Origin of the sequence: Psychrobacillus soli, assembly GCF_006861775.1 — a bacterium.
Taxonomy (GTDB): domain Bacteria; phylum Bacillota; class Bacilli; order Bacillales_A; family Planococcaceae; genus Psychrobacillus; species Psychrobacillus soli.
In genome coordinates, this window is sequence record NZ_VDGG01000031.1 from 7767 (window position 1) to 27294 (window position 19528).

A 19528-nucleotide genomic window follows, 5' to 3' on the forward strand; every position below is an offset into this window, starting at 1 on the left:
AAGCAACCAATTCTACTCGGAAAGCAATCAAATCAGCACGAGAGCAACCAAATTATTGGTGAAAGCAATCAATTCTTAAAATAACAAGCTTACTTGAAGTGAGACGACTGTCACTAGGACTCGTTTTTTATGAACGTTGCGCATTTATAAAAACACATTCTTCTCCAGGTAAAAATAGAGCAGATACTTTGTCGTAGTGCGCAGTATCCCTAAACAGCGGCATATCTTCTGTTGTTGATAGAAAGTTATCCACATACCATATAATTTATAATTCCTTAAAGTATAAAAAAGATAGCCACAATTGTGACTATCTCCCTCTTATACGCGTAGTTCATTGCTAATTAATAAGTTCTTACCGGTAAAATAAGTTGCAAAATAGAATCATCGTGAACAGATTTCAACACAAAAGGTCTCATAGCTCCAGAGAACATAATTTTTACATCTTGACCATCAATTGCTTTTAAAGCATCCATCATATATTTTGCACTAAAAGAAAGTTTTAAATCTTCTCCGTCTATGGACTCTGCTTGAATTTGTTCTTCTACGTTTCCTATTTCAGGGGAATTAGAAGATACTTCGACAAAACCTTGCCCAATAGTTGAAAAACGGACAACATTATTTCTCTCTTCTCTTGCGAGTAATGAAGCACGATCAATTGCTTGCAGCAGTGATTTTCCGTTAACAAGAATGGTTGTTTTATATTCATTTGGAATTAATCTTGATGTATCAGGATAATTCCCCTCCAGTAATCTGGAATAGAATAATACATCCCCTGTTTTAAACAAAATTTGTTGTTGCGTCATAACAATTGCAACTTCAGAAGATGTTTCTTCTAAAATTTTATTTAATTCATTTAAGCTTTTTCCTGGAATTACAACACTATATTCTTCTTCCGGTAAGTCCTTTAATGCAGTTTTTCTTTTTGCCAAACGGTGGCTGTCAGTCGCTACACAGTGAAGTTCTCCTTCCTTTACTTGCCAGTTTACACCTGTAAGTACTGGACGACTTTCTGACGTAGACACTGCGAATACAGTTTCTTTAATAATCGATTTTAATAAATCAGAAGCAATAAAGAACTGACGATCCTCTTCAATTTGAGGAAGTAAAGGATATTCAGAAGCATCTAATCCAATCAAGCTAAATTCAGATTTACCTGATCGAATATGTGTTTGAAATTGATTCGTTACTTCTATTTCTACTTCATTTGTAGGAAGCTTTCGTACGATTTCATTGAATACTCTAGCTTGTAAAACAATAGATCCAACTTCTGTGACTTTAATAATTTGTTCTCCATTTCTTTCAGTTGGTATATACGTTTGGATAGTAATATCAGAATCACTTCCAGTAATATAAAGTCCACTTTTTGAAACCTCTAACTTAAGACCAGTTAAAATTGGGATTGTTGTTTTTGAACTTACTGCTTTCATTACGTCATTTAATCCCTCTAATAAACTATCTCTCATTACTTCAAATTTCATTTTTGTACCTCGCTTATATAGTTATTATTTATTTAAAAGATTAATAGATATAGTAATAGGGCTTGTGGATATGTTGATAAGTGTATTTTAACCCTTTAAAACCAAACTATCCACATGTGCATAAGTTGTTCCTAAGTAAATAGAAAAGAAATGCACTTATCCACAAAGAGTTTATCTTCCTAAAATAGTTTTAATTTGTTTTACGTCATCTTGTAAATTTAAATCATCCTTCAACATTTTAGAAATTTTCTCATGTGCGTGAATAACAGTTGTATGATCACGACCACCAAATTCTTCTCCAATTTTCGGGAGAGAGAAATCCGTTAACTCGCGTGAAAGATACATAGCAATTTGACGGGGAAATGCAATTGATTTGGTCCGTTTTTTAGCAGTGAAATCTTCCAGCCTAATATGAAAATGCTCTCCAACTACTTTTTGAATATCTAAAATGGTAATTATTCTTGGACGGGCATTAGGCATAATATCTTTTAATGCTTCTGTGGCAAGTTCTGGATTGATATCCTTATTTACAAGAGAAGAATAGGCTACTACTCGTATTAGTGCACCTTCTAGCTCCCTAATATTCGAATCAATTTGGTTTGCTATATAGGCCATTACTTCATCTGAAATGTCCAATCCATCGGCTCTTGCCTTTTTGCGTAAAATAGCAATTCTTGTTTCTAAATCTGGGGGTGCGATATCTGTTATTAGTCCCCATTCAAAACGAGAACGCAAGCGATCTTCTAGTGTTGGAATTTCCTTAGGTGGTCTATCACTAGATATAACAATTTGTTTAGATTCTTCATGCAATGCATTAAAAGTATGAAAAAATTCTTCTTGAGTTGATTCTTTTCCTGCAAGGAATTGAATATCATCTATTAGCAGGACATCTATGTTCCGGTACTTATTGCGAAATTCAATTGTTTTATTGTCTCGAATAGAGTTAATGAATTCATTCGTAAACTTTTCAGAAGATAAATAAACCACTTTTGCATTCGGATCGTGTTCTTTAACGTAATGACCAATCGCATGCATTAAGTGGGTTTTTCCTAATCCTACTCCTCCATATATAAATAGAGGATTATATGCTTTTGCAGGTGCTTCAGCTACAGCTAATGATGCAGCATGAGCAAAACGGTTTCCTGAGCCAATAACAAATGTATCAAATGTATATTTGGAATTTAAAATTCCGGGTGAAAAATCTGATTGATCCCCATTATTCATAGGGATTTTAGGTTTTGGTATATCAAAGTCTTCTACATCTTGGTTCTTTGGTACAACAAAAGAAATAAGAAGTTCGTTACCAGTCACTTCCGTCAAAATTCCTGCAATTAGATGGACATAATGATTTTCAAGCCAGTCCCTTGCGAAGGAATTAGGCGCAGCTATTGTAACAGTCTCTCCTTTATATGAAAGTAGCTTCGTCGACTTTAACCAAGTTTCGTAACTAGGTTTCGATGTTTTCTTTTCTACTTCAGAGAGAACCTTTGCCCAAAGTTCTTCTAAATGTTCCAATAATCTAATCTCCTTTTTAAGAATGATAAAAGTAAATAAAATGTGCCTATTTTCGACTATTTCTTCAAACGCATCGATGAAATATTGGATAACGTTTCTCGCTAACTTCTTTCTGCACATAACACAGTGTAGAAATAGGCGCTTACGTTAATAATTAATATGTACAAATAAAGACATATACACAAATCCACTATCTGTGGATAATTCTTGTGAACGTACGTGGAAAAACTTATCCACAGATTACTAACAGTTGTGGATAAGGAAAAGTGGTGAAATTCATTTGAAAAAGTAAAACACAAATATCGTAACAAAAAAACATTGGAATTACAAGAGATTTAAGAGTTATCCACAATTATCAAATTATTAACATTCTAAGTTGTCCACAAGGTATGATTATGTTCAGAACATGTTCATAAGTCATGTGGATAATTTTTGGTGTTATTTTTTTATGCACAAGCAAAGAGAGAAAAATGAAATTGATTGTGGATAAACCTTTTTTCAACGAGGAACAAACGCATTTGAAAAATAATTGACAAAACCACTGAAGTTTATATATAATATCGGAGACTGTCTAAAGAAGTTTTTAAGATGATCACTCAGGAGGTGTCATATAGATGAAACGTACATTCCAACCAAATAGCCGTAAACGTAGCAAAAACCACGGTTTCCGCGCACGTATGAGTACAAAAAACGGTCGCCGCGTATTAGCAGCACGCCGTGCAAAAGGAAGAAAAGTATTATCAGCATAAGTCCACTGACCATTCAGTGGTCTTTTTTTTCTTTTATAACCATTAGTCGGAGCAGGTGAAACGATGAATAAAAGACAACGAATAAAAAGAAATGCGGAATTTCAAGAGATCTTTAAAAAAGGCAAGTCATTTGCTAATAGACAATTCGTTGTTTATTGCTTAGCAAAAGAAGAGGATTATTATCGTGTTGGATTATCTGTTAGCAAAAAAGTAGGTAATGCAGTAGTTCGTAATCGTATAAAGAGATATATAAGACAAACCTTTTTAGAAATACATGAGCAAGTATATTCGAAAATGGACTATATTATTATCGCCAGAAATCCGGCGGCCAAGCTAGATTTTCATGAAACTAAAAAAAGTTTGGAACATGTTTTAAAAATAGCAAAAGTTTTTAGTAAGAAAAGCTAGTGTAGACTTTTAAGAGAAATGGTAATATGTAATGAACATATATATAAGTTGTATTAGGGGGAAAGAAGGTTGAAAAAAAGATTATCATTAGTACTATTACTAGTAGTAACAACTGCACTACTTGCTGGTTGTACTGAATTTAATGAACCAATCTATTCTAATTCCGAAGGGTTTTGGAATGAATATATCGTTTGGCCATTAGTTTCAGCTATAACTTACTTCAAAGATTTATTGGGCACGTACGGATTAGGGATTATTACGGTAACGATTTTAATTCGATTAGTAATTCTACCTTTAATGATTAAACAAACGAAAAGCTCTAAAAACATGCAGGAAGTGCAACCAGAATTACAAAAGTTAAAAGAAAAATACAGTTCAAAAGATGCGGTAACTCAACAAAAGTATCAGCAAGAAATGATGGCTCTATTTAAAGAAAGAGGAGTAAATCCTGCAGCTGGATGTTTACCAGTGTTTATCCAAATGCCGATATTAATTGGTTTTTATCACGCTATAAGTCGTATGAATAATACACCAGAAATTAACCTAGGCGACTTTTTAGGGTTTGCATTAGCAGAACCAAGTATTATTCTTGCAGTTCTTGCTGGTATCATGCAATTAATCGTATTACGTACGGGTCCGGCAATGGATAATCCCCAAATGAAAATAATGATGTATATTATGCCATTTATGATTATAGGATTCGGTATTGTATTGCCAGCAGCATTAACATTGTATTGGGTTATCGGAAATATTATCTCTATTATTCAAAACTTATTCATTTATAAACCTTGGAAAAAGAAAGAAACAGAACCTGTTAAATCGGGAGGGTCGAAAAAATGAATCAGATTACGCAAACTGCACCTACAAAAGAAGAAGCTATAACTATTGCACTTGAAAAGCTAGGAGTATCCAAGCAAGATGTGTCGATTACAGTAGTGGAAGAGGGTAAAAAGGGTTTTTTAGGATTTGGCGTAAAACCTGCAGTTGTACAAGTAACTGTTTTAAAAAGAGAAGTAGTAGAAGAAGTTCCTAAAAAAGAAATAATAGAAGCAGAAGAAATAAAACAGGTGCATGATGTAGAAGTGAATATGCCACTTGTGGAAGACGAACTGCCTAAAAAAGAACAAACAAATGAGTTAGCAGTAGAAGAAACAATTCAATATATTAATGAAATAGCTAAAGAAATGAAAATAGACGATTTAGTAATAACTGAAAAAAGAGAAGGAAAGTTCATTCACCTTCATTTAAATAGTGAAAAAGCTGCTTTATTAATAGGAAAGCGCGGACAAACTTTGAATGCGCTTGAAAATTTATCTCAACTTGTGGCAAATAAGTTTTCTAATTCCTTCATTATTATTAAGTTGGATGTTGGCGATTACCGAGAACGTAGAAGGGAATCGTTAGAACAGCTTGCAGAAAGAATGGCAGACAAAGCTGTTCGAACGGGTAAAAAAGTAGAGTTTGAACCAATGTCTTCTTTTGAAAGAAAAATAATTCATCATGCTTTATCGGTTCGTGTAGATATAGAAACCTACTCCGTGGGAACAGATCCAAATCGTTATTTAGTCATAGAACCAATAAAGTAAGGAAAAACGGATTTTAGCTTTTAATAGCTGAAATCCGTTTTTAACTTTAATCAGCAGTTATTTTTGCGACGAGCTTATACAGGAGCAGGGAGTATGAGAATGATTTTAGGCTAATTGATCTGCATCATGCATGCCTAAGCGCAGGTTCAAAGTCTGGACGCTATTATGCCAGGACGTAATTGATATGGTTAAATTGGTACATTTTGTTCACACGAATAAAAGTATCTATACTTCTGGTTTTGGGTATTTTGTGTTATTGTTATATGTTAGATAGTCGTGTTCGTTTTACTTATTCACATGTGGATAAGTGTTAAACTGTAAGGAGGTAGACACTTGTGGAATTTGATACAATAGCAGCTATTTCTACACCGCTTGGAGAAGGGGCTATAGCAATCGTAAGAATTAGTGGTGCTAATGCATTACCTATAGCAAATAAAATTTTTCGTTCCCCAAACCAAAAGGATTTACTAAACCAAGCTTCTCATACGATACACTATGGACATTTGGTTGATCCTAAAACGAATGAAGTAGTAGAAGAAGTAATGTTGTCCTTAATGAAAGGACCAAAAACATTTACAAGAGAAGATGTAATCGAGATAAATTGTCATGGTGGACTTGTATCGGTCAATCGTGTCTTACAGCTTATTTTAATAAATGGCGCGCGACTTGCAGAGCCAGGCGAGTTTACAAAACGTGCATTTTTAAATGGAAGAATCGACTTATCGCAAGCGGAAGCCGTTATGGATTTAATAAGAGCAAAAACAGATAAGGCCATGAATGTTGCGCTAGGGCAAATGGATGGACGATTATCTAGGCTTATTAAAACATTAAGACAAGCTCTTCTTGAGACATTGGCACAGGTAGAGGTAAATATTGATTATCCAGAATACGACGATGTGGAAGAAATGACACTTCCACTTATGATTGATAAATGCACTTGGGTTAGAGATGAAATTGATAAATTGTTAATAACGTCATCTCAAGGCAAAATACTCCGCGAAGGACTTTCGACAGCAATTATCGGAAGACCGAACGTAGGAAAATCATCCTTATTAAATAGTTTAATACAAGAGAACAAGGCAATCGTTACAGATATAGCAGGAACTACAAGAGATATTATAGAAGAGTATGTTAATGTACGCGGAGTTCCGTTAAAATTAGTAGATACTGCTGGAATCCGAGAAACGGAAGATATTGTAGAAAGAATTGGCGTGGAAAAATCACGACAAGTATTGAAAGAAGCAGATCTGCTTTTACTCGTATTAAATAATGCAGAACAACTAACAGAAGAAGACCTTCGACTATTTGAAGCAATTGAAGGTATGGATTGCATCATTATTATTAACAAAACAGATTTGCCGACTGCAATTGACATGGATGAAGTGAACCGACTAGCGGGTGATAAAAGAATAGTCACAACTTCTTTACTTCAAGAAGAAGGGGTCGATGAATTAGAAGAAGCGATAGCGTCCTTATTCTTTGAAGGGTCAATTGAAGCATCGGATTTAACATATGTATCAAATGCTCGTCATATATCCTTATTGCATTTAGCAAAAGCGACCGTGACAGATGCAATTGAAGCTGCCCATAATGAAGTGCCAGTGGATATGATTCAAATAGATGTGACAAGAACGTGGGAAATATTAGGTGAGATAGTTGGAGATACTGTGGAAGAAAGTCTAATTGACCAGTTATTTGCACAGTTTTGCTTAGGAAAATAAAAAATGAGAGGAAGAAACGAACATGCCAAACTTTGAAGCAGGCAAGTTCGATGTGATTGTTGTTGGAGCAGGACACGCAGGTGTGGAAGCAGCATTAGCAGCTGCTAAAATGGGTGCAAAAACGCTTGTTTTGACAATAAATCTTGATATGATTGCATTTATGCCATGTAATCCATCCATCGGAGGTCCAGCGAAAGGAATTGTTGTGCGTGAAATTGACGCATTAGGCGGAGCCATGGGAAAAGTAATAGATAAAACACATATTCAAATGAGAATGTTGAACACAGGGAAAGGTCCTGCTGTTCGAGCACTTCGCGCACAAGCGGATAAAGTATTATATCAAAATGAAATGAAGCGTCTTCTTGAAGAACAAGAAAATCTAACTATTCACCAAGCAGTTGTGGAAGAATTACTTGTAGAAGATGAAAAAGTCGTTGGATTAATCACACAAGTAGGTGCTGTATACCGTGCCGAAACAGTTGTCATTACAACGGGTACTTTTTTACGCGGAGAAATAATAATTGGGGACTTAAAATATTCGAGTGGACCAAATAATCAGCAACCTTCTATTAAATTAGCGGACAGTATTCGAAATTTAGGATTTGACTTAGTTCGATTTAAAACGGGTACTCCACCACGTGTGAATAGTAAAACAGTAGACTATAGTAAAACAGAAATTCAACCTGGTGATGATGTTCCTAGAGCATTTAGTTTTGAAACAACTGAATTCATCATGGATCAATTACCATGTTGGTTAACATATACAAGTGAAAAAACACATCAAATTATTAACGATAATCTACATTTATCTCCTATGTATTCTGGTATGATTAAAGGTACAGGTCCAAGATATTGTCCATCTATTGAAGACAAAGTAGTTCGTTTTAGTGATAAACCACGTCATCAGATTTTCTTAGAGCCAGAGGGAAGAAACACACGAGAAGTTTATGTACAAGGTCTTTCCACTAGCTTACCAGAGCACGTTCAACGTCAGTTGATAGCTTCTGTGCCAGGATTAGAAAAAGCAGAGATGATGCGTGCTGGCTACGCAATTGAATACGATGCAATGGTTCCAACTCAATTATGGCCGACACTCGAAACAAAAAAAATTAAAAACTTATACACAGCAGGGCAGATTAATGGAACTTCTGGTTATGAAGAAGCAGCTGGTCAAGGATTAATGGCTGGTATTAATGCTGCTTTACGTGTACTCAAAAAAGAAGAAAAAGTGCTAAGTAGATCAGATGCTTATATTGGTGTATTAATCGATGATTTAGTAACGAAAGGAACAAATGAGCCTTACCGTTTACTAACTTCACGTGCAGAATATCGACTATTATTACGTCATGACAATGCTGACTTAAGATTACTCGAAATGGGATATACAATAGGGTTGGTTTCTCAAGAAAGATATGACAAATTTGTAGCTAAAAAGAAACGAGTAGAAGATGAATTAGTTCGACTTCGTACACTGTTCATTAAACCAAATGAAACAACGCAGGAGTTAATACGTAGTGTGGAGGGGAGTGAGCTAAAAGACGGTATACGTGCTGCGGATCTGCTTAAACGAACAGAAATGCATTATGATTTAGTTGCCGAACTAGCTCCTTCAGAAGTAGAATTATCATTAGAAGAAAAAGAACAAGTTGAAATTCAAGTTAAATATGAAGGGTATATCGAGAAATCTCTTCAACAAGTAGAAAAACTTAAAAAAATGGAAGACAAAAAAATTCCTGATCAACTTGATTATGATGCAATCTCTGGGATTGCTACTGAAGCTAAACAAAAATTAAAGCAGGTGCGTCCATTATCTATTGCACAAGCATCTCGTATATCAGGAGTGAATCCAGCGGATATTTCTATTCTACTTATTTATATTGAACAAGGAAAAATAGCGAAGATTACTGGGTAGTCTAAAATGATAAGGAGAACTACATGAACGAAGAACAATTTAAACAAGCCCTTCATGAAAAAGGAATTACGCTAAGTGATGTGCAACTAGAACAGTTTAAAAAGTATTTTGAACTACTAGTTGAATGGAATGAAAAAATGAATTTAACTGCAATTACAGATGAACCTTCTGTTTATTTAAAACATTTTTTTGATTCTATTAGTGCTTCTTTTTATGAAGATTTTAACGGCTCTTTCTCTGTTTGTGATGTAGGGGCAGGGGCTGGATTCCCAAGTATTCCACTTAAAATTTGTTTTCCCGACTTAAAAGTTACGATTGTGGATTCATTGAATAAAAGAATTCAATTTTTAACGAATTTAAGTAAAGAATTGAAGTTATCAAATGTTCATTTTGTACATGCTCGCGCAGAAGAATTTGGACAAAATAGCGAATATAGAGAAAAGTATGATATCGTAACTGCAAGGGCTGTAGCGAGACTTTCCGTTTTGTCTGAATTATGTGTTCCCCTTGTAAAAGTAGGGGGCAGATTTATTGCGATGAAAGCTGCTAGTGCTTCCGATGAGTTAAAGGATGCGAAGAAAGCACTTAATGTATTAGGTTCTGAAAAAAGTGCAGAGTATTCATTTCTTTTGCCGATTGAAAACAGTGAAAGAACGTTGTATGTCTTTTCTAAAACAAAAAGCACACCGAAAAGATACCCTCGAAAACCAGGTATTCCAAACAAAACGCCTATTATTTAGCCTTACTAGACCACTTGCTTCTGTTTCTAATTTAGTAATAAATTAGGTTAATGTCTCCGATGAAAGAGATATCGGAGGCAAGTACGTCAAGGTGCATTAAATTGAGGAACGTTCCACGTGAAACATTTATAGTAGTGTTATTTTTTCGTGAATATTAAGTGTATAGAGTTTCTAAAAGGTGGTGCTTGTTAGATGAAAAGTCCTTTTTCTCGTTTTTTCGGAAGTTCTGAAAAACAAGGACAAGATGTAGTTGTGGAACCCACACAACATCATTTAGAAGAAGTAGTTAATATAGCAATTGAAAAAATCGTACCTAATAGGTATCAACCGAGAACTGTTTTTGATGAAGCAAAAATAGAGGAACTTGCTCGGACGATTCATACACATGGTGTTATTCAACCAATTGTCATCCGTAAGATGGATGATGAGAAGTATGAAATTATTGCCGGGGAACGACGTTTTCGAGCAATGACAAAATTGCAGTGGACGGAAGTACCAGCAATAATTCGAAATTTAAGCGACAAAGAAACTGCGTCTATTGCTTTAATCGAAAACTTACAAAGAGAAGAATTAACCGCAATCGAAGAAGCAGTAGCTTATCAAAAGTTATTAAAGTTACATGAACTTACCCAAGAAGCATTGGCACAACGTCTTGGGAAAGGGCAATCTACTGTTGCGAATAAGCTAAGACTGTTAAAACTTCCTGAAGAAGTGCAAGAATCAATTATGAAAAAAGAGTTGTCCGAAAGACATGCAAGAGCGTTAATGCAGATCAAAGAAAAAGAGATGCAGCTACAGCTGATGAATATGACAATAGAAAATCATTGGAATGTGAAACAATTAGAACAAAAAGTGGAAGAAATTCTAAACCCTCCAATGAAAGAAGATAAAAAAGCGACTAAATCAAAAAGAAAAGCTGTAAGTAAAGATGTAAGAATTGCATTAAATACGATAAAACAATCTTTGTCTATGGTCACAAAAAGTGGTATTAATATTAAAACAGAAGAAGAAGATATGGAAGAGTTTTATCAAATTACTGTAAGAATACCTAAAAAGAAATCATAATATACTATTAATTTAGAACTCTCGCATTTTTTTGTGAGAGTTTTTCTTTTGTTACAAGAATAACATCCAATTTCTCTCCGATATTTGATAGAATGGAATAGAGTCAAAAAATTTCGACGAAAGTAGGTGCAAGAGTGGGAAGAATTATTGCAATAGCCAATCAAAAAGGTGGTGTAGGGAAGACAACTACATCTGTTAACTTAAGTGCCTGCCTTGCATACTTAGGTAAGAAAGTTTTACTTGTAGATATTGACCCACAAGGAAACGCTTCTAGTGGCGTAGGTGTGAATAAAGGCGATGTAAGTCAATGTATTTATGATGTATTAATAGATGATGTGAGTGTATTAGATACAATTCAAGAAACAAAGGTAGAAAATCTCGATATTGTTCCTGCTACTATTTCATTAGCTGGAGCAGAAATAGAATTAGTTTCAACTATTTCACGAGAAGTGCGATTAAAAAAAGCATTACAAGAAGTAGAAAGTCGATATGAATACATAATTATTGATTGTCCACCATCACTTGGTTTGTTAACGATAAACTCGTTAACTGCATCAGATGCTATTATAATACCAGTTCAATGTGAATTTTATGCATTAGAAGGATTAAGTCAATTATTAAGTACGATTCGACTTGTACAAAAACATTTAAATAAAAACTTAGAAATTGACGGAGTTTTATTAACAATGTTTGATGCTAGAACTAATTTAGGGATTCAAGTAATCGAAGAAGTTAAAAAGTATTTTCAAGAAAAAGTATATAAAACAATAATTCCAAGAAATGTTCGCTTGAGTGAAGCACCTAGTCATGGAGAACCAATTATTATTTACGATCCGAAGTCTAGAGGAGCAGAAGTATACTTAGAACTAGCGAAGGAAGTGATTCGTAATGGCTAAAGCATTAGGAAAAGGTATTAATGCACTCTTTCCTGGAGAAGATCTAGAAAAAACAGAGAAAGTAGTACAAATTAGTTTAACGGATATTAAAGCAAATCCTTTTCAACCTAGAAAAATTTTTGAGGAAGAGGCGATGAAGGAGCTTTCTGAGTCTATTAAAGAACATGGTGTACTACAACCAATTATTCTCCGTAAAAAGGGTTCGAAATATGAAATAGTAGTTGGAGAGAGAAGATTTAGAGCGTCCCAACTTGCTAGTTTAGATGCAATACCGGCTGTAATTCGTGAGTTGACTGACCGCCAAATGATGGAACTTGCTATTTTAGAAAACCTACAACGCGAAGATTTAACACCAATTGAAGAAGCTGAAGCCTACCAAAACTTGATGGAACATCTAAGTTTAACTCAAGAGCAGCTTGCATTTAGACTTGGGAAGAGTAGACCGCATATTGCAAATCATGTACGATTACTTACGTTACCAGACATCGTAAGAAATGCTATTTCTGATGGTGTTTTAACAATGGGACACGGTAAAGCTTTACTTGGGCTGAAAAACAAAAAAACAATTCCAATAATCATGCAAAAGTCCATTAAAGAAAACTTGAACGTCCGACAATTAGAAGCTTTAGTACAACGGTTAAACGAAAATGTTCCACGTGAAACAAAAAAAGAGGAAAAGGATATTTTCACAAAAGAAAAAGAAACAGAGTTAAGAGATATATTTGGTACATCCGTTTCTATTACTAAAGGGAAAGATAAAGGTAAAATTGAAATTGAATTTTACTCAGAAGATGATTTAGAAAGAATATTGGAACTATTAGAAAAATGATACAACCTATTTCTAGGGGTACCTAGGAATAGGTTGTATTTTTAGAGACGGGATGAGGAATACGAATGGTATTATTAGGAACCTTTGTGAATGCTCTATTAATAATTATTGGAGCTATTGCTGGAAGACTATTAAAAGGAATTCCGGAAAATATGAAACAAACAGTTATGAGTGCAATTGGAATTGCTGTAACAGTTTTAGGTATTCAAATGGGATTTGAAAGCAGTAATTTTGTATTAGTCATTATTTGTTTAGTGTTTGGCGGGGTTATTGGGGAATGGATTGACTTGGATAAATGGTTAAATAGATTAGGTCAATTTATAGAGCGAAAGTTTGGATCAAAAGCCTCTCAAGGAGGAAGTATTGCACAAGGTTTTGTTACAAGTACACTTATATTTGTTATTGGTGCTATGGGGGTTTTAGGGGCACTGAACAGTGGTCTTCAAAATGATCATGAATTACTCATTAGTAAAGGAATAATAGATGGTTTTACCTCCGTTATTCTTGCAGCTACTTTAGGAATAGGAGTCTTACTATCAGCAATTCCAGTGTTCATTTACCAAGGGATGATTGCCTTATTTGCAACACAAATTACAAAAGTAATACCAGAAGCTGCACTTGAGTTATTTCTTCAAGAAATGACAGCTACTGGTGGAATTATGATTATTGCAATTGGTTTAAATTTACTAGGCTTAACGAAAATTAGAGTAGCGAATCTCTTACCGAGTTTAGTCATCGTTGGTATTGCTGTTGCTTTTATTTACAACTTTTAAATTATAACGATGCCATGCTAGGAGAAGAGAGCGTGAAATGACTTTTCCCATCTCAAATGTTAGATTAAGTCGGGTACTTTGCAAAACGTTGTACTCCATAAAACCTCCAATATTCACAACCGCTTTAATGGAGACTTCTCCAATCGGTGGTAATTCTTTTTTTACTGCTTTACCTGGAAAAAGTGGACCGGGATGCACGATAATCTGTCCGATATTGTTTGCATTTCCTAGACAAGCATCAATTGCAATAATATACGGTGAAGTAGGTAATTTTTTTAGCTCTTCTGTTATTTCTTCTAGATTTAAAGCATGTAACGGATTATCTAAAGTTCCAACAATTTGAAATGGAAAGGAAACGAGTTGAGTTAAAAATGAACCAGTCATTGGTCCAAGCGCATCACCTGTAGAACGATCCGTCCCTATACAGCAAAAAACTAAATTTGGATGATCAAAAGGAATATGGTCTAAAAAGTAGTTGCTTAATCGCCAAACTACTCCTGTTTCTTTATAATAGATAGTAGATGGATGTTGAATAGTTGTTGCTTGAGAATTCATATATTTAACTCGCTTTCTTTTTAGCATAGTATATGCATCTAGAAAATTATTTATTCAAGTAGAGGTGATAAACAGCTTTATGAATGCAACTTTACAGAAAATGAAAGATTATTTAATGGCAGAGGAGACTTGGCTAGATCTAGGTATTGTTTTAGTTAAAATACTTGTTATTTTATTACTAACTACTATCGTGGTGAGGGTCGGTAAAAGTATTATTAAAAAGTTGTTTTTAGTTAGACAAAAAAGTCCTTTAGGCTATTCAGAACGCAGACAAAATACTCTAGAGAAGCTTCTTCAAAATATTTTAGCTAACGTTGTATACTTCACTGCGATTATAGCTATATTAAGCACTTTTGGCATAAATGTGGTTGGTCTACTTGCAGGAGCAGGTATTGTCGGACTAGCGGTTGGTTTTGGTGCGCAAAGCTTAGTAAAAGATATAATTACGGGATTTTTTATTATATTTGAAGATCAATTTGCAGTTGGTGACCAAGTACAGATTGGTACGGCTAATGGAATTGTGCAAGAAATTGGCTTACGTACGACTAAAGTTAAGAGCTATACTGGAGAACTTCATATTATTCCGAATGGAACTATTACAGTTGTTATCAATTATTCCATTTATAACTCATTAGCTTTAATAGATGTTAGCGTTTCACCTGAAACAAATATTCCAGCTTTAGAGAAGAACATACAAGAATTTCTTAAAGAGTTACCGAGTAAATACGAAGATCTTGTTAAACCACCAAGTTTTCTAGGAGTGCAAAGTTTTGACGCAACTGAGATAGTTGTCCGAATTACTGCTGAAACAATACCGACGAAACAAGCTGGGGTTGCTAGAAAAGTACGAAGAGATTTAAAAGAATTTCTGGAACAAAAAGGGTTTCAAATATCATAATCATATAGCTTGATTAATCATAGTAAAAGTAGGTGATTGACATGGAAAACAAGCAGTTTCAACTAAATGATATAGTAGAGATGAAAAAGCAGCATCCTTGTGGGACAAACGCATGGAAAATTATTCGAATGGGAGCCGACATTCGTATCAAATGTGAAGGTTGCCAGCATAGTGTACTCATCCCAAGAAAAGAATTTGAGAAAAAAATGAAGCGACTTTTAAAACAAGCGGATACTGAGTAAAGATAGACTTTTAGTATTAAAATCAATATAATGAACAGGTTATAAATAAAAAAAGTGTAGGTTAATATAGAGAAGGGTTGTGACATATATGGCATTGACGGCAGGAATTGTAGGATTACCGAACGTAGGAAAATCCACACTGTTTAATGCAATAACGAAAGCGGGGGCACTTGCAGCTAACTATCCGTTCGCTACGATCGATCCGAACGTAGGAATTGTAGAAGTTCCAGACGCGCGTTTAGATAAATTAACAGAATTAGTAGTACCAAAGAAAACAGTTCCGACTGCATTTGAGTTTACAGATATAGCAGGGATTGTAGAAGGTGCGAGTAAAGGAGAAGGTCTTGGTAACAAGTTCTTAGCTCATATTCGCGAAGTAGATGCAATTTGCCAAGTAGTACGTTGCTTTAATGATGAAAATATTACACATGTTTCGGGTAAAGTGGATCCAATCTCCGACATAGAAGTAATTAATCTAGAGCTAATCTTAGCAGATTTAGAAAGTGTAGATAAACGTTTAGCTCGCGTTGCGAAAATGGCGAAACAAAAAGATAAAGATGCAATGGTAGAAGAACCGATTCTTTCACGCTTAAAAGAGGCTTTTGAAGCTGGCAAGTCAGGTCGTTCGGTTGACTTTTCGGAAGAGGAACTTCGAGTAGTTAAAGGTCTACATTTATTAACTATTAAACCAATGTTATACGTTGCGAATGTATCGGAAGATGATATTATGGCAGATGATGAAAATGAATACGTACAAAGAGTACGTGCATTTGCTGCAGAAGAAGGTGCACAAGTAATTGTCGTTTGTGCAAAGATCGAAGAGGAAATGGCAGCACTAGAAGACGATGAGAAGCAAATGTTCCTAGAAGAACTAGGAATTGAAGAATCAGGATTAGACCAATTAATTAAAGCATCTTATTCATTACTTGGACTAGCTACCTACTTTACGGCAGGTGTACAAGAAGTGCGTGCATGGACGTTCCGAAAAGGGATGAAAGCTCCTCAATGTGCAGGAGTTATTCACACAGACTTTGAAAAAGGATTTATCCGAGCGGAAACAGTTGCTTATGATGATTTAGTTGCAACAGGATCTATGGCAGCTGCAAAAGAAGCAGGAAAAGTTCGTCTAGAAGGAAAAGAGTACGTAGTACAAGACGGCGATGTAATGTTGTTCCGTTTTAACGTTTAATAAAAAAGATTAGCGACTCTCTCGCTAATCTTTTTTTAATACATACAGTTTAGGTTTTACAGGATCATCTTTGATTAAAACATCTCTAGGATATGTTCTTAGCTCTTTATACATCGCAAAGTCACCAGCTGCACCAGCAACAAGCCATGCACCTAAAAGAACTAGCACTGGCATTTCTATTATATATCCGACGAACATTGGAAGAACGCCTGTCACCCAAAAAGGGAGCAGTAATGCTTTTTTCATCGCATGATTAGGTAAAGGAATATTCGTTGTTGCGTAAGCAATGCCCATCTTGAGATTAACGCCGTAATCCATACTACTCCACGGAACTTTCCCGAAAAAATAAAAACCAATCAAATGAAATGCTTCATGTAAAACAATTAATAATACATATCCAATAAAAAATAATAGGAAATCAATGAGTGAAAATATTATTTCAAAGCCACCATACATCCAAATATAAAAAAACATTCCAAGTAGGGAAAACAAGACGGTCATGATAAAACTAGACCAAACAACTTTTTTCAAATCAATTTCAATAATCGATAAATAATCTTCTTTATTGTCCATGAACGATCCCTCCATCTAATGTAAATATACAGGAATAGTAAAAACAATGACAATGAATCTTGAAATAATAAAATCTTTATGGTACAATTCATTGATGTGAGTAATAGAATTACTTGCTCCTTGTCGATTGTTAAACAATCGACCAAAGACCATAGGGAGGTGTAAATAGATGAGAACGTACGAATTAATGTACATTATTCAACCAACAATTGAAGAAGATGCAAAAAAAGCTTTAGTTGAGCGTTTCAACGAAATCCTGACTTCAAACGGTGCTGAAATCATCGAAGCAAAAGACTGGGGTAAACGCCGCTTAGCTTACGAAATCAATGACTTACGTGAAGGTTACTACCAAATCGTTAAAGCAAACGCTGATTCAAAAGCAATCGATGAATACATTCGTTTAGCTAACATCAATGAGGACATTATCCGTCACATTGCTGTTCGTATCGACGATAAATAATAAAATCGACTTAACAAAAGCTGAATGAGGGAGGTTGTACACTGATGATTAACCGTGTCGTTTTAGTTGGAAGACTAACAAAAGATCCGGAACTTCGCTATACGCCAAGTGGTGTGGCAATGGCAAGATTTACACTAGCTGTCAATCGAACATTTTCCAACCAACAAGGTGAAAGAGAAGCTGATTTTATCAACTGTGTTGTTTGGAGAAAACAAGCGGAAAACACAGCTAACTTCTTGAAAAAAGGAAGTTTAGCAGGTGTCGAAGGGCGTATTCAAACAGGCAGTTATGAAGGACAAGATGGAAAGCGTGTTTATACGACGGATGTTGTCGCAGACAGCGTTCAGTTCTTAGAACCACGTAGTAGTTCTGGAGACCGTGGCCAATCGGGTCAACCATATGGTGGCGGACAACAGCAACAACAACAACAACAAAATCCATATCCGACATATCAGCAAAACCAACCAATGAATCAGCAAAATTATACACGTGTAGATGAAGATCCTTTTGCAAATAGTAGTGGACCAATCGAAGTATCGGATGACGACCTACCATTCTAAGAGGACTTCACGCATGTGACTTTAATCGAAAAGGAGGCAATCTATTATGGCACCACGTCGCGGAGGCAAAAGACGCCGTAAGGTTTGTTACTTCACAGCTAACAACATCACAAACATCGATTATAAAGATGTAGATTTGTTGAAAAAATTCGTGTCAGAACGTGGGAAAATTCTTCCACGTCGTGTGACAGGAACTAGCGCGAAGTACCAACGTAAATTAACACGAGCTATTAAAGTATCTCGTATCATGGCTTTACTTCCATTCTCTTCTGAAGAGAGATAAGTTTATAAATCAAAGGACCGGGAAACCGGTCTTTTTTTTGTAGAAAAATTTATGTTAACTGTAAAACGATGATGTATGGAATTTTAGTTGTTGTAGTAAATCTGTTACAATGGATAGATGATTATAAAAAAGGAAGGTCCTTCATGCAAAAAAATCAGACAAACTATTTAACATATGGATCTATGATGATTGCACTATTCGCTATTCTTTTAGCAATATCCATTTATATTCCGTTCGTAAGTATTATAACCTTGTTTGTAGTCCCATTACCTATTGCTTGGTACAGTGCAAAGTTTGAAAGAAAACAAGCTATACTTGTAACTATTATGGCTGTCGTAATATCTTTCCTAATTGGCGGGATTTTTGGGCTAATATCTGGGGTGTTAGCTGCTCCTTTAGGTTTTATAATAGGTCATTCGATTCGAAATGATAGGTCCAAACTCTATATACTAATGAGTTCTGGAATCTTTCTATTGCTTATGATACTGGTACAATACATAATTTCTATTTTAGTATTGAATATTAACATTTTAGAGAACTTTTTAAAGACTATTGAAATATCATACAAACAAGCAGGAAATATTATGTCATCTGTTGGGCAGTTGCCAAAGGATTATGATGAGCGGGTTTCCTATGCATTATTGCATTTAGAATCCATTATGCCATCTTATTTTATTGGAGGCGTATTTTTAACTGCTTTTGTTTACTTAATTATTAATTTGTCCATATTGAAAAGATTAAAATTAGATGTTCCGAAATTCTCGAATTTCATGGATTTTAGACTACCAAAAGTGGTGTTATGGTATTATTTAATTGTATCCATTTTCACATTGTTTATGTCCTTTGAAATTGGAACTTTTGGTTATTTACTTTTTGTGAATGCTGCACTTATTTTAAGAGTCCTTTTGTTTTTACAAGGTGTTTCACTCATTCACTACTATTTTTATGTGCAGGGATGGCCAAAATGGTCGATGATTTTAGCAAGCATTCTTGCCGTACCGCTTTTTACGTTCACAATTATATTAGGTGTTTTAGATTTAGGATTTAATTTGCGAGCGTTTTTAAAAGACAGGTACAAAAAATAAGGAGTTGATCA

The 19528-nt window shown here is 34.9% G+C and carries 22 protein-coding genes; 18 read left to right on the forward strand and 4 right to left on the reverse strand.

Translation table 11 applies throughout. The annotated features are described in order from the left end of the window. Window positions 1–341: 341 nt before the first annotated feature. The gene (dnaN, locus tag FG383_RS14090; RefSeq protein WP_142608032.1) at window positions 342–1478 is read right to left on the reverse strand and encodes a DNA polymerase III subunit beta; all 1137 of its coding nucleotides are present in this window, start codon (window positions 1476–1478) and stop codon (window positions 342–344) included. Window positions 1479–1649: 171 nt separating this feature from the next. Beyond that, complete coding sequence (gene dnaA / locus FG383_RS14095) at window positions 1650–2993, reverse strand: chromosomal replication initiator protein DnaA (protein WP_142608033.1); 1344 nt, start codon at window positions 2991–2993, stop codon at window positions 1650–1652. 614 nt (window positions 2994–3607) lie between these two features. Between dnaA and rpmH the strand changes: the two genes are divergently transcribed. The 11 genes from rpmH to FG383_RS14150 all read left to right on the forward strand — a co-directional run bounded on the left by rpmH (window position 3608) and on the right by FG383_RS14150 (window position 13672). Further along, window positions 3608–3742, forward strand: coding sequence for a 50S ribosomal protein L34 (gene rpmH, locus FG383_RS14100; RefSeq protein WP_142540824.1), 135 nt, complete (start codon window positions 3608–3610; stop codon window positions 3740–3742). 63 nt (window positions 3743–3805) lie between these two features. Next, complete coding sequence (rnpA, locus tag FG383_RS14105) at window positions 3806–4150, forward strand: ribonuclease P protein component (RefSeq protein WP_142608034.1); 345 nt, start codon at window positions 3806–3808, stop codon at window positions 4148–4150. A 69-nt stretch (window positions 4151–4219) separates the two neighbouring features. Next, on the forward strand, window positions 4220–4990 hold the full coding sequence (gene yidC, locus FG383_RS14110) for a membrane protein insertase YidC (RefSeq protein ID WP_142608035.1): 771 nt from the start codon (window positions 4220–4222) through the stop codon (window positions 4988–4990). Next, window positions 4987–5736, forward strand: coding sequence for an RNA-binding cell elongation regulator Jag/EloR (gene jag / locus FG383_RS14115; RefSeq protein ID WP_142608036.1), 750 nt, complete (start codon window positions 4987–4989; stop codon window positions 5734–5736). Before yidC ends, jag begins: the two co-directional genes overlap by 4 nt. A gap of 335 nt (window positions 5737–6071) precedes the next feature. Then, a complete protein-coding gene (gene mnmE, locus FG383_RS14120; RefSeq protein ID WP_142608037.1) occupies window positions 6072–7457 on the forward strand; it encodes a tRNA uridine-5-carboxymethylaminomethyl(34) synthesis GTPase MnmE in 1386 nt (461 codons plus the stop codon). A gap of 22 nt (window positions 7458–7479) precedes the next feature. After that, on the forward strand, window positions 7480–9369 hold the full coding sequence (mnmG, locus tag FG383_RS14125; protein ID WP_142608038.1) for a tRNA uridine-5-carboxymethylaminomethyl(34) synthesis enzyme MnmG: 1890 nt from the start codon (window positions 7480–7482) through the stop codon (window positions 9367–9369). Window positions 9370–9392: 23 nt separating this feature from the next. Continuing rightward, the gene (gene rsmG / locus FG383_RS14130; RefSeq protein ID WP_142608039.1) at window positions 9393–10109 is read left to right on the forward strand and encodes a 16S rRNA (guanine(527)-N(7))-methyltransferase RsmG; all 717 of its coding nucleotides are present in this window, start codon (window positions 9393–9395) and stop codon (window positions 10107–10109) included. Window positions 10110–10301: 192 nt separating this feature from the next. Beyond that, complete coding sequence (noc, locus tag FG383_RS14135) at window positions 10302–11174, forward strand: nucleoid occlusion protein (protein ID WP_142608040.1); 873 nt, start codon at window positions 10302–10304, stop codon at window positions 11172–11174. A gap of 134 nt (window positions 11175–11308) precedes the next feature. Continuing rightward, window positions 11309–12070, forward strand: coding sequence for a ParA family protein (locus FG383_RS14140; RefSeq protein ID WP_142608041.1), 762 nt, complete (start codon window positions 11309–11311; stop codon window positions 12068–12070). Then, complete coding sequence (locus FG383_RS14145; RefSeq protein WP_142608042.1) at window positions 12063–12899, forward strand: ParB/RepB/Spo0J family partition protein; 837 nt, start codon at window positions 12063–12065, stop codon at window positions 12897–12899. The genes FG383_RS14140 and FG383_RS14145 overlap by 8 nt, the downstream gene beginning before the upstream one ends. Window positions 12900–12964: 65 nt before the next feature. Continuing rightward, window positions 12965–13672, forward strand: coding sequence for a DUF554 domain-containing protein (locus FG383_RS14150; protein ID WP_142608043.1), 708 nt, complete (start codon window positions 12965–12967; stop codon window positions 13670–13672). On the opposite strand, the gene yyaC is transcribed toward FG383_RS14150, so the two are convergent. After that, window positions 13628–14227: a spore protease YyaC gene (yyaC, locus tag FG383_RS14155; RefSeq protein WP_142608044.1), complete on the reverse strand. Its 600-nt coding sequence runs from the start codon at window positions 14225–14227 to the stop codon at window positions 13628–13630. The two genes, FG383_RS14150 and yyaC, sit on opposite strands and share 45 nt — an antisense overlap. A 79-nt stretch (window positions 14228–14306) precedes the next feature. On the opposite strand from yyaC, the gene FG383_RS14160 reads away from it, so the two are divergent. The 3 genes from FG383_RS14160 to ychF all read left to right on the forward strand — a co-directional run bounded on the left by FG383_RS14160 (window position 14307) and on the right by ychF (window position 16556). After that, window positions 14307–15125, forward strand: coding sequence for a mechanosensitive ion channel family protein (locus FG383_RS14160; protein ID WP_142608045.1), 819 nt, complete (start codon window positions 14307–14309; stop codon window positions 15123–15125). Between the two features lie 41 nt (window positions 15126–15166). Continuing rightward, a complete protein-coding gene (locus tag FG383_RS14165) occupies window positions 15167–15367 on the forward strand; it encodes a DUF951 domain-containing protein (RefSeq protein WP_142608046.1) in 201 nt (66 codons plus the stop codon). Window positions 15368–15455: 88 nt separating this feature from the next. Beyond that, entirely contained in the window at window positions 15456–16556 is a 1101-nt protein-coding gene (gene ychF / locus FG383_RS14170; protein ID WP_142608047.1) for a redox-regulated ATPase YchF, read from the forward strand. Between the two features lie 24 nt (window positions 16557–16580). Here the strand turns inward: ychF and FG383_RS14175 are convergent, their stop codons facing one another. Further along, entirely contained in the window at window positions 16581–17129 is a 549-nt protein-coding gene (locus tag FG383_RS14175; RefSeq protein WP_142608048.1) for a DUF3267 domain-containing protein, read from the reverse strand. Between the two features lie 169 nt (window positions 17130–17298). Between FG383_RS14175 and rpsF the strand changes: the two genes are divergently transcribed. The 4 genes from rpsF (at window position 17299) to FG383_RS14195 (ending at window position 19517) form a co-directional block, all read left to right on the forward strand. Beyond that, a complete protein-coding gene (gene rpsF / locus FG383_RS14180; RefSeq protein WP_142608049.1) occupies window positions 17299–17589 on the forward strand; it encodes a 30S ribosomal protein S6 in 291 nt (96 codons plus the stop codon). 44 nt (window positions 17590–17633) lie between these two features. Then, window positions 17634–18149: a single-stranded DNA-binding protein gene (gene ssb, locus FG383_RS14185; RefSeq protein ID WP_142608050.1), complete on the forward strand. Its 516-nt coding sequence runs from the start codon at window positions 17634–17636 to the stop codon at window positions 18147–18149. A gap of 46 nt (window positions 18150–18195) precedes the next feature. Continuing rightward, window positions 18196–18432, forward strand: a complete 237-nt coding sequence (gene rpsR / locus FG383_RS14190; protein ID WP_142608051.1) for a 30S ribosomal protein S18 — start codon at window positions 18196–18198, stop codon at window positions 18430–18432. A 143-nt stretch (window positions 18433–18575) separates the two neighbouring features. Then, a complete protein-coding gene (locus tag FG383_RS14195) occupies window positions 18576–19517 on the forward strand; it encodes a YybS family protein (RefSeq protein ID WP_185907955.1) in 942 nt (313 codons plus the stop codon). Window positions 19518–19528 lie beyond the last annotated feature (11 nt).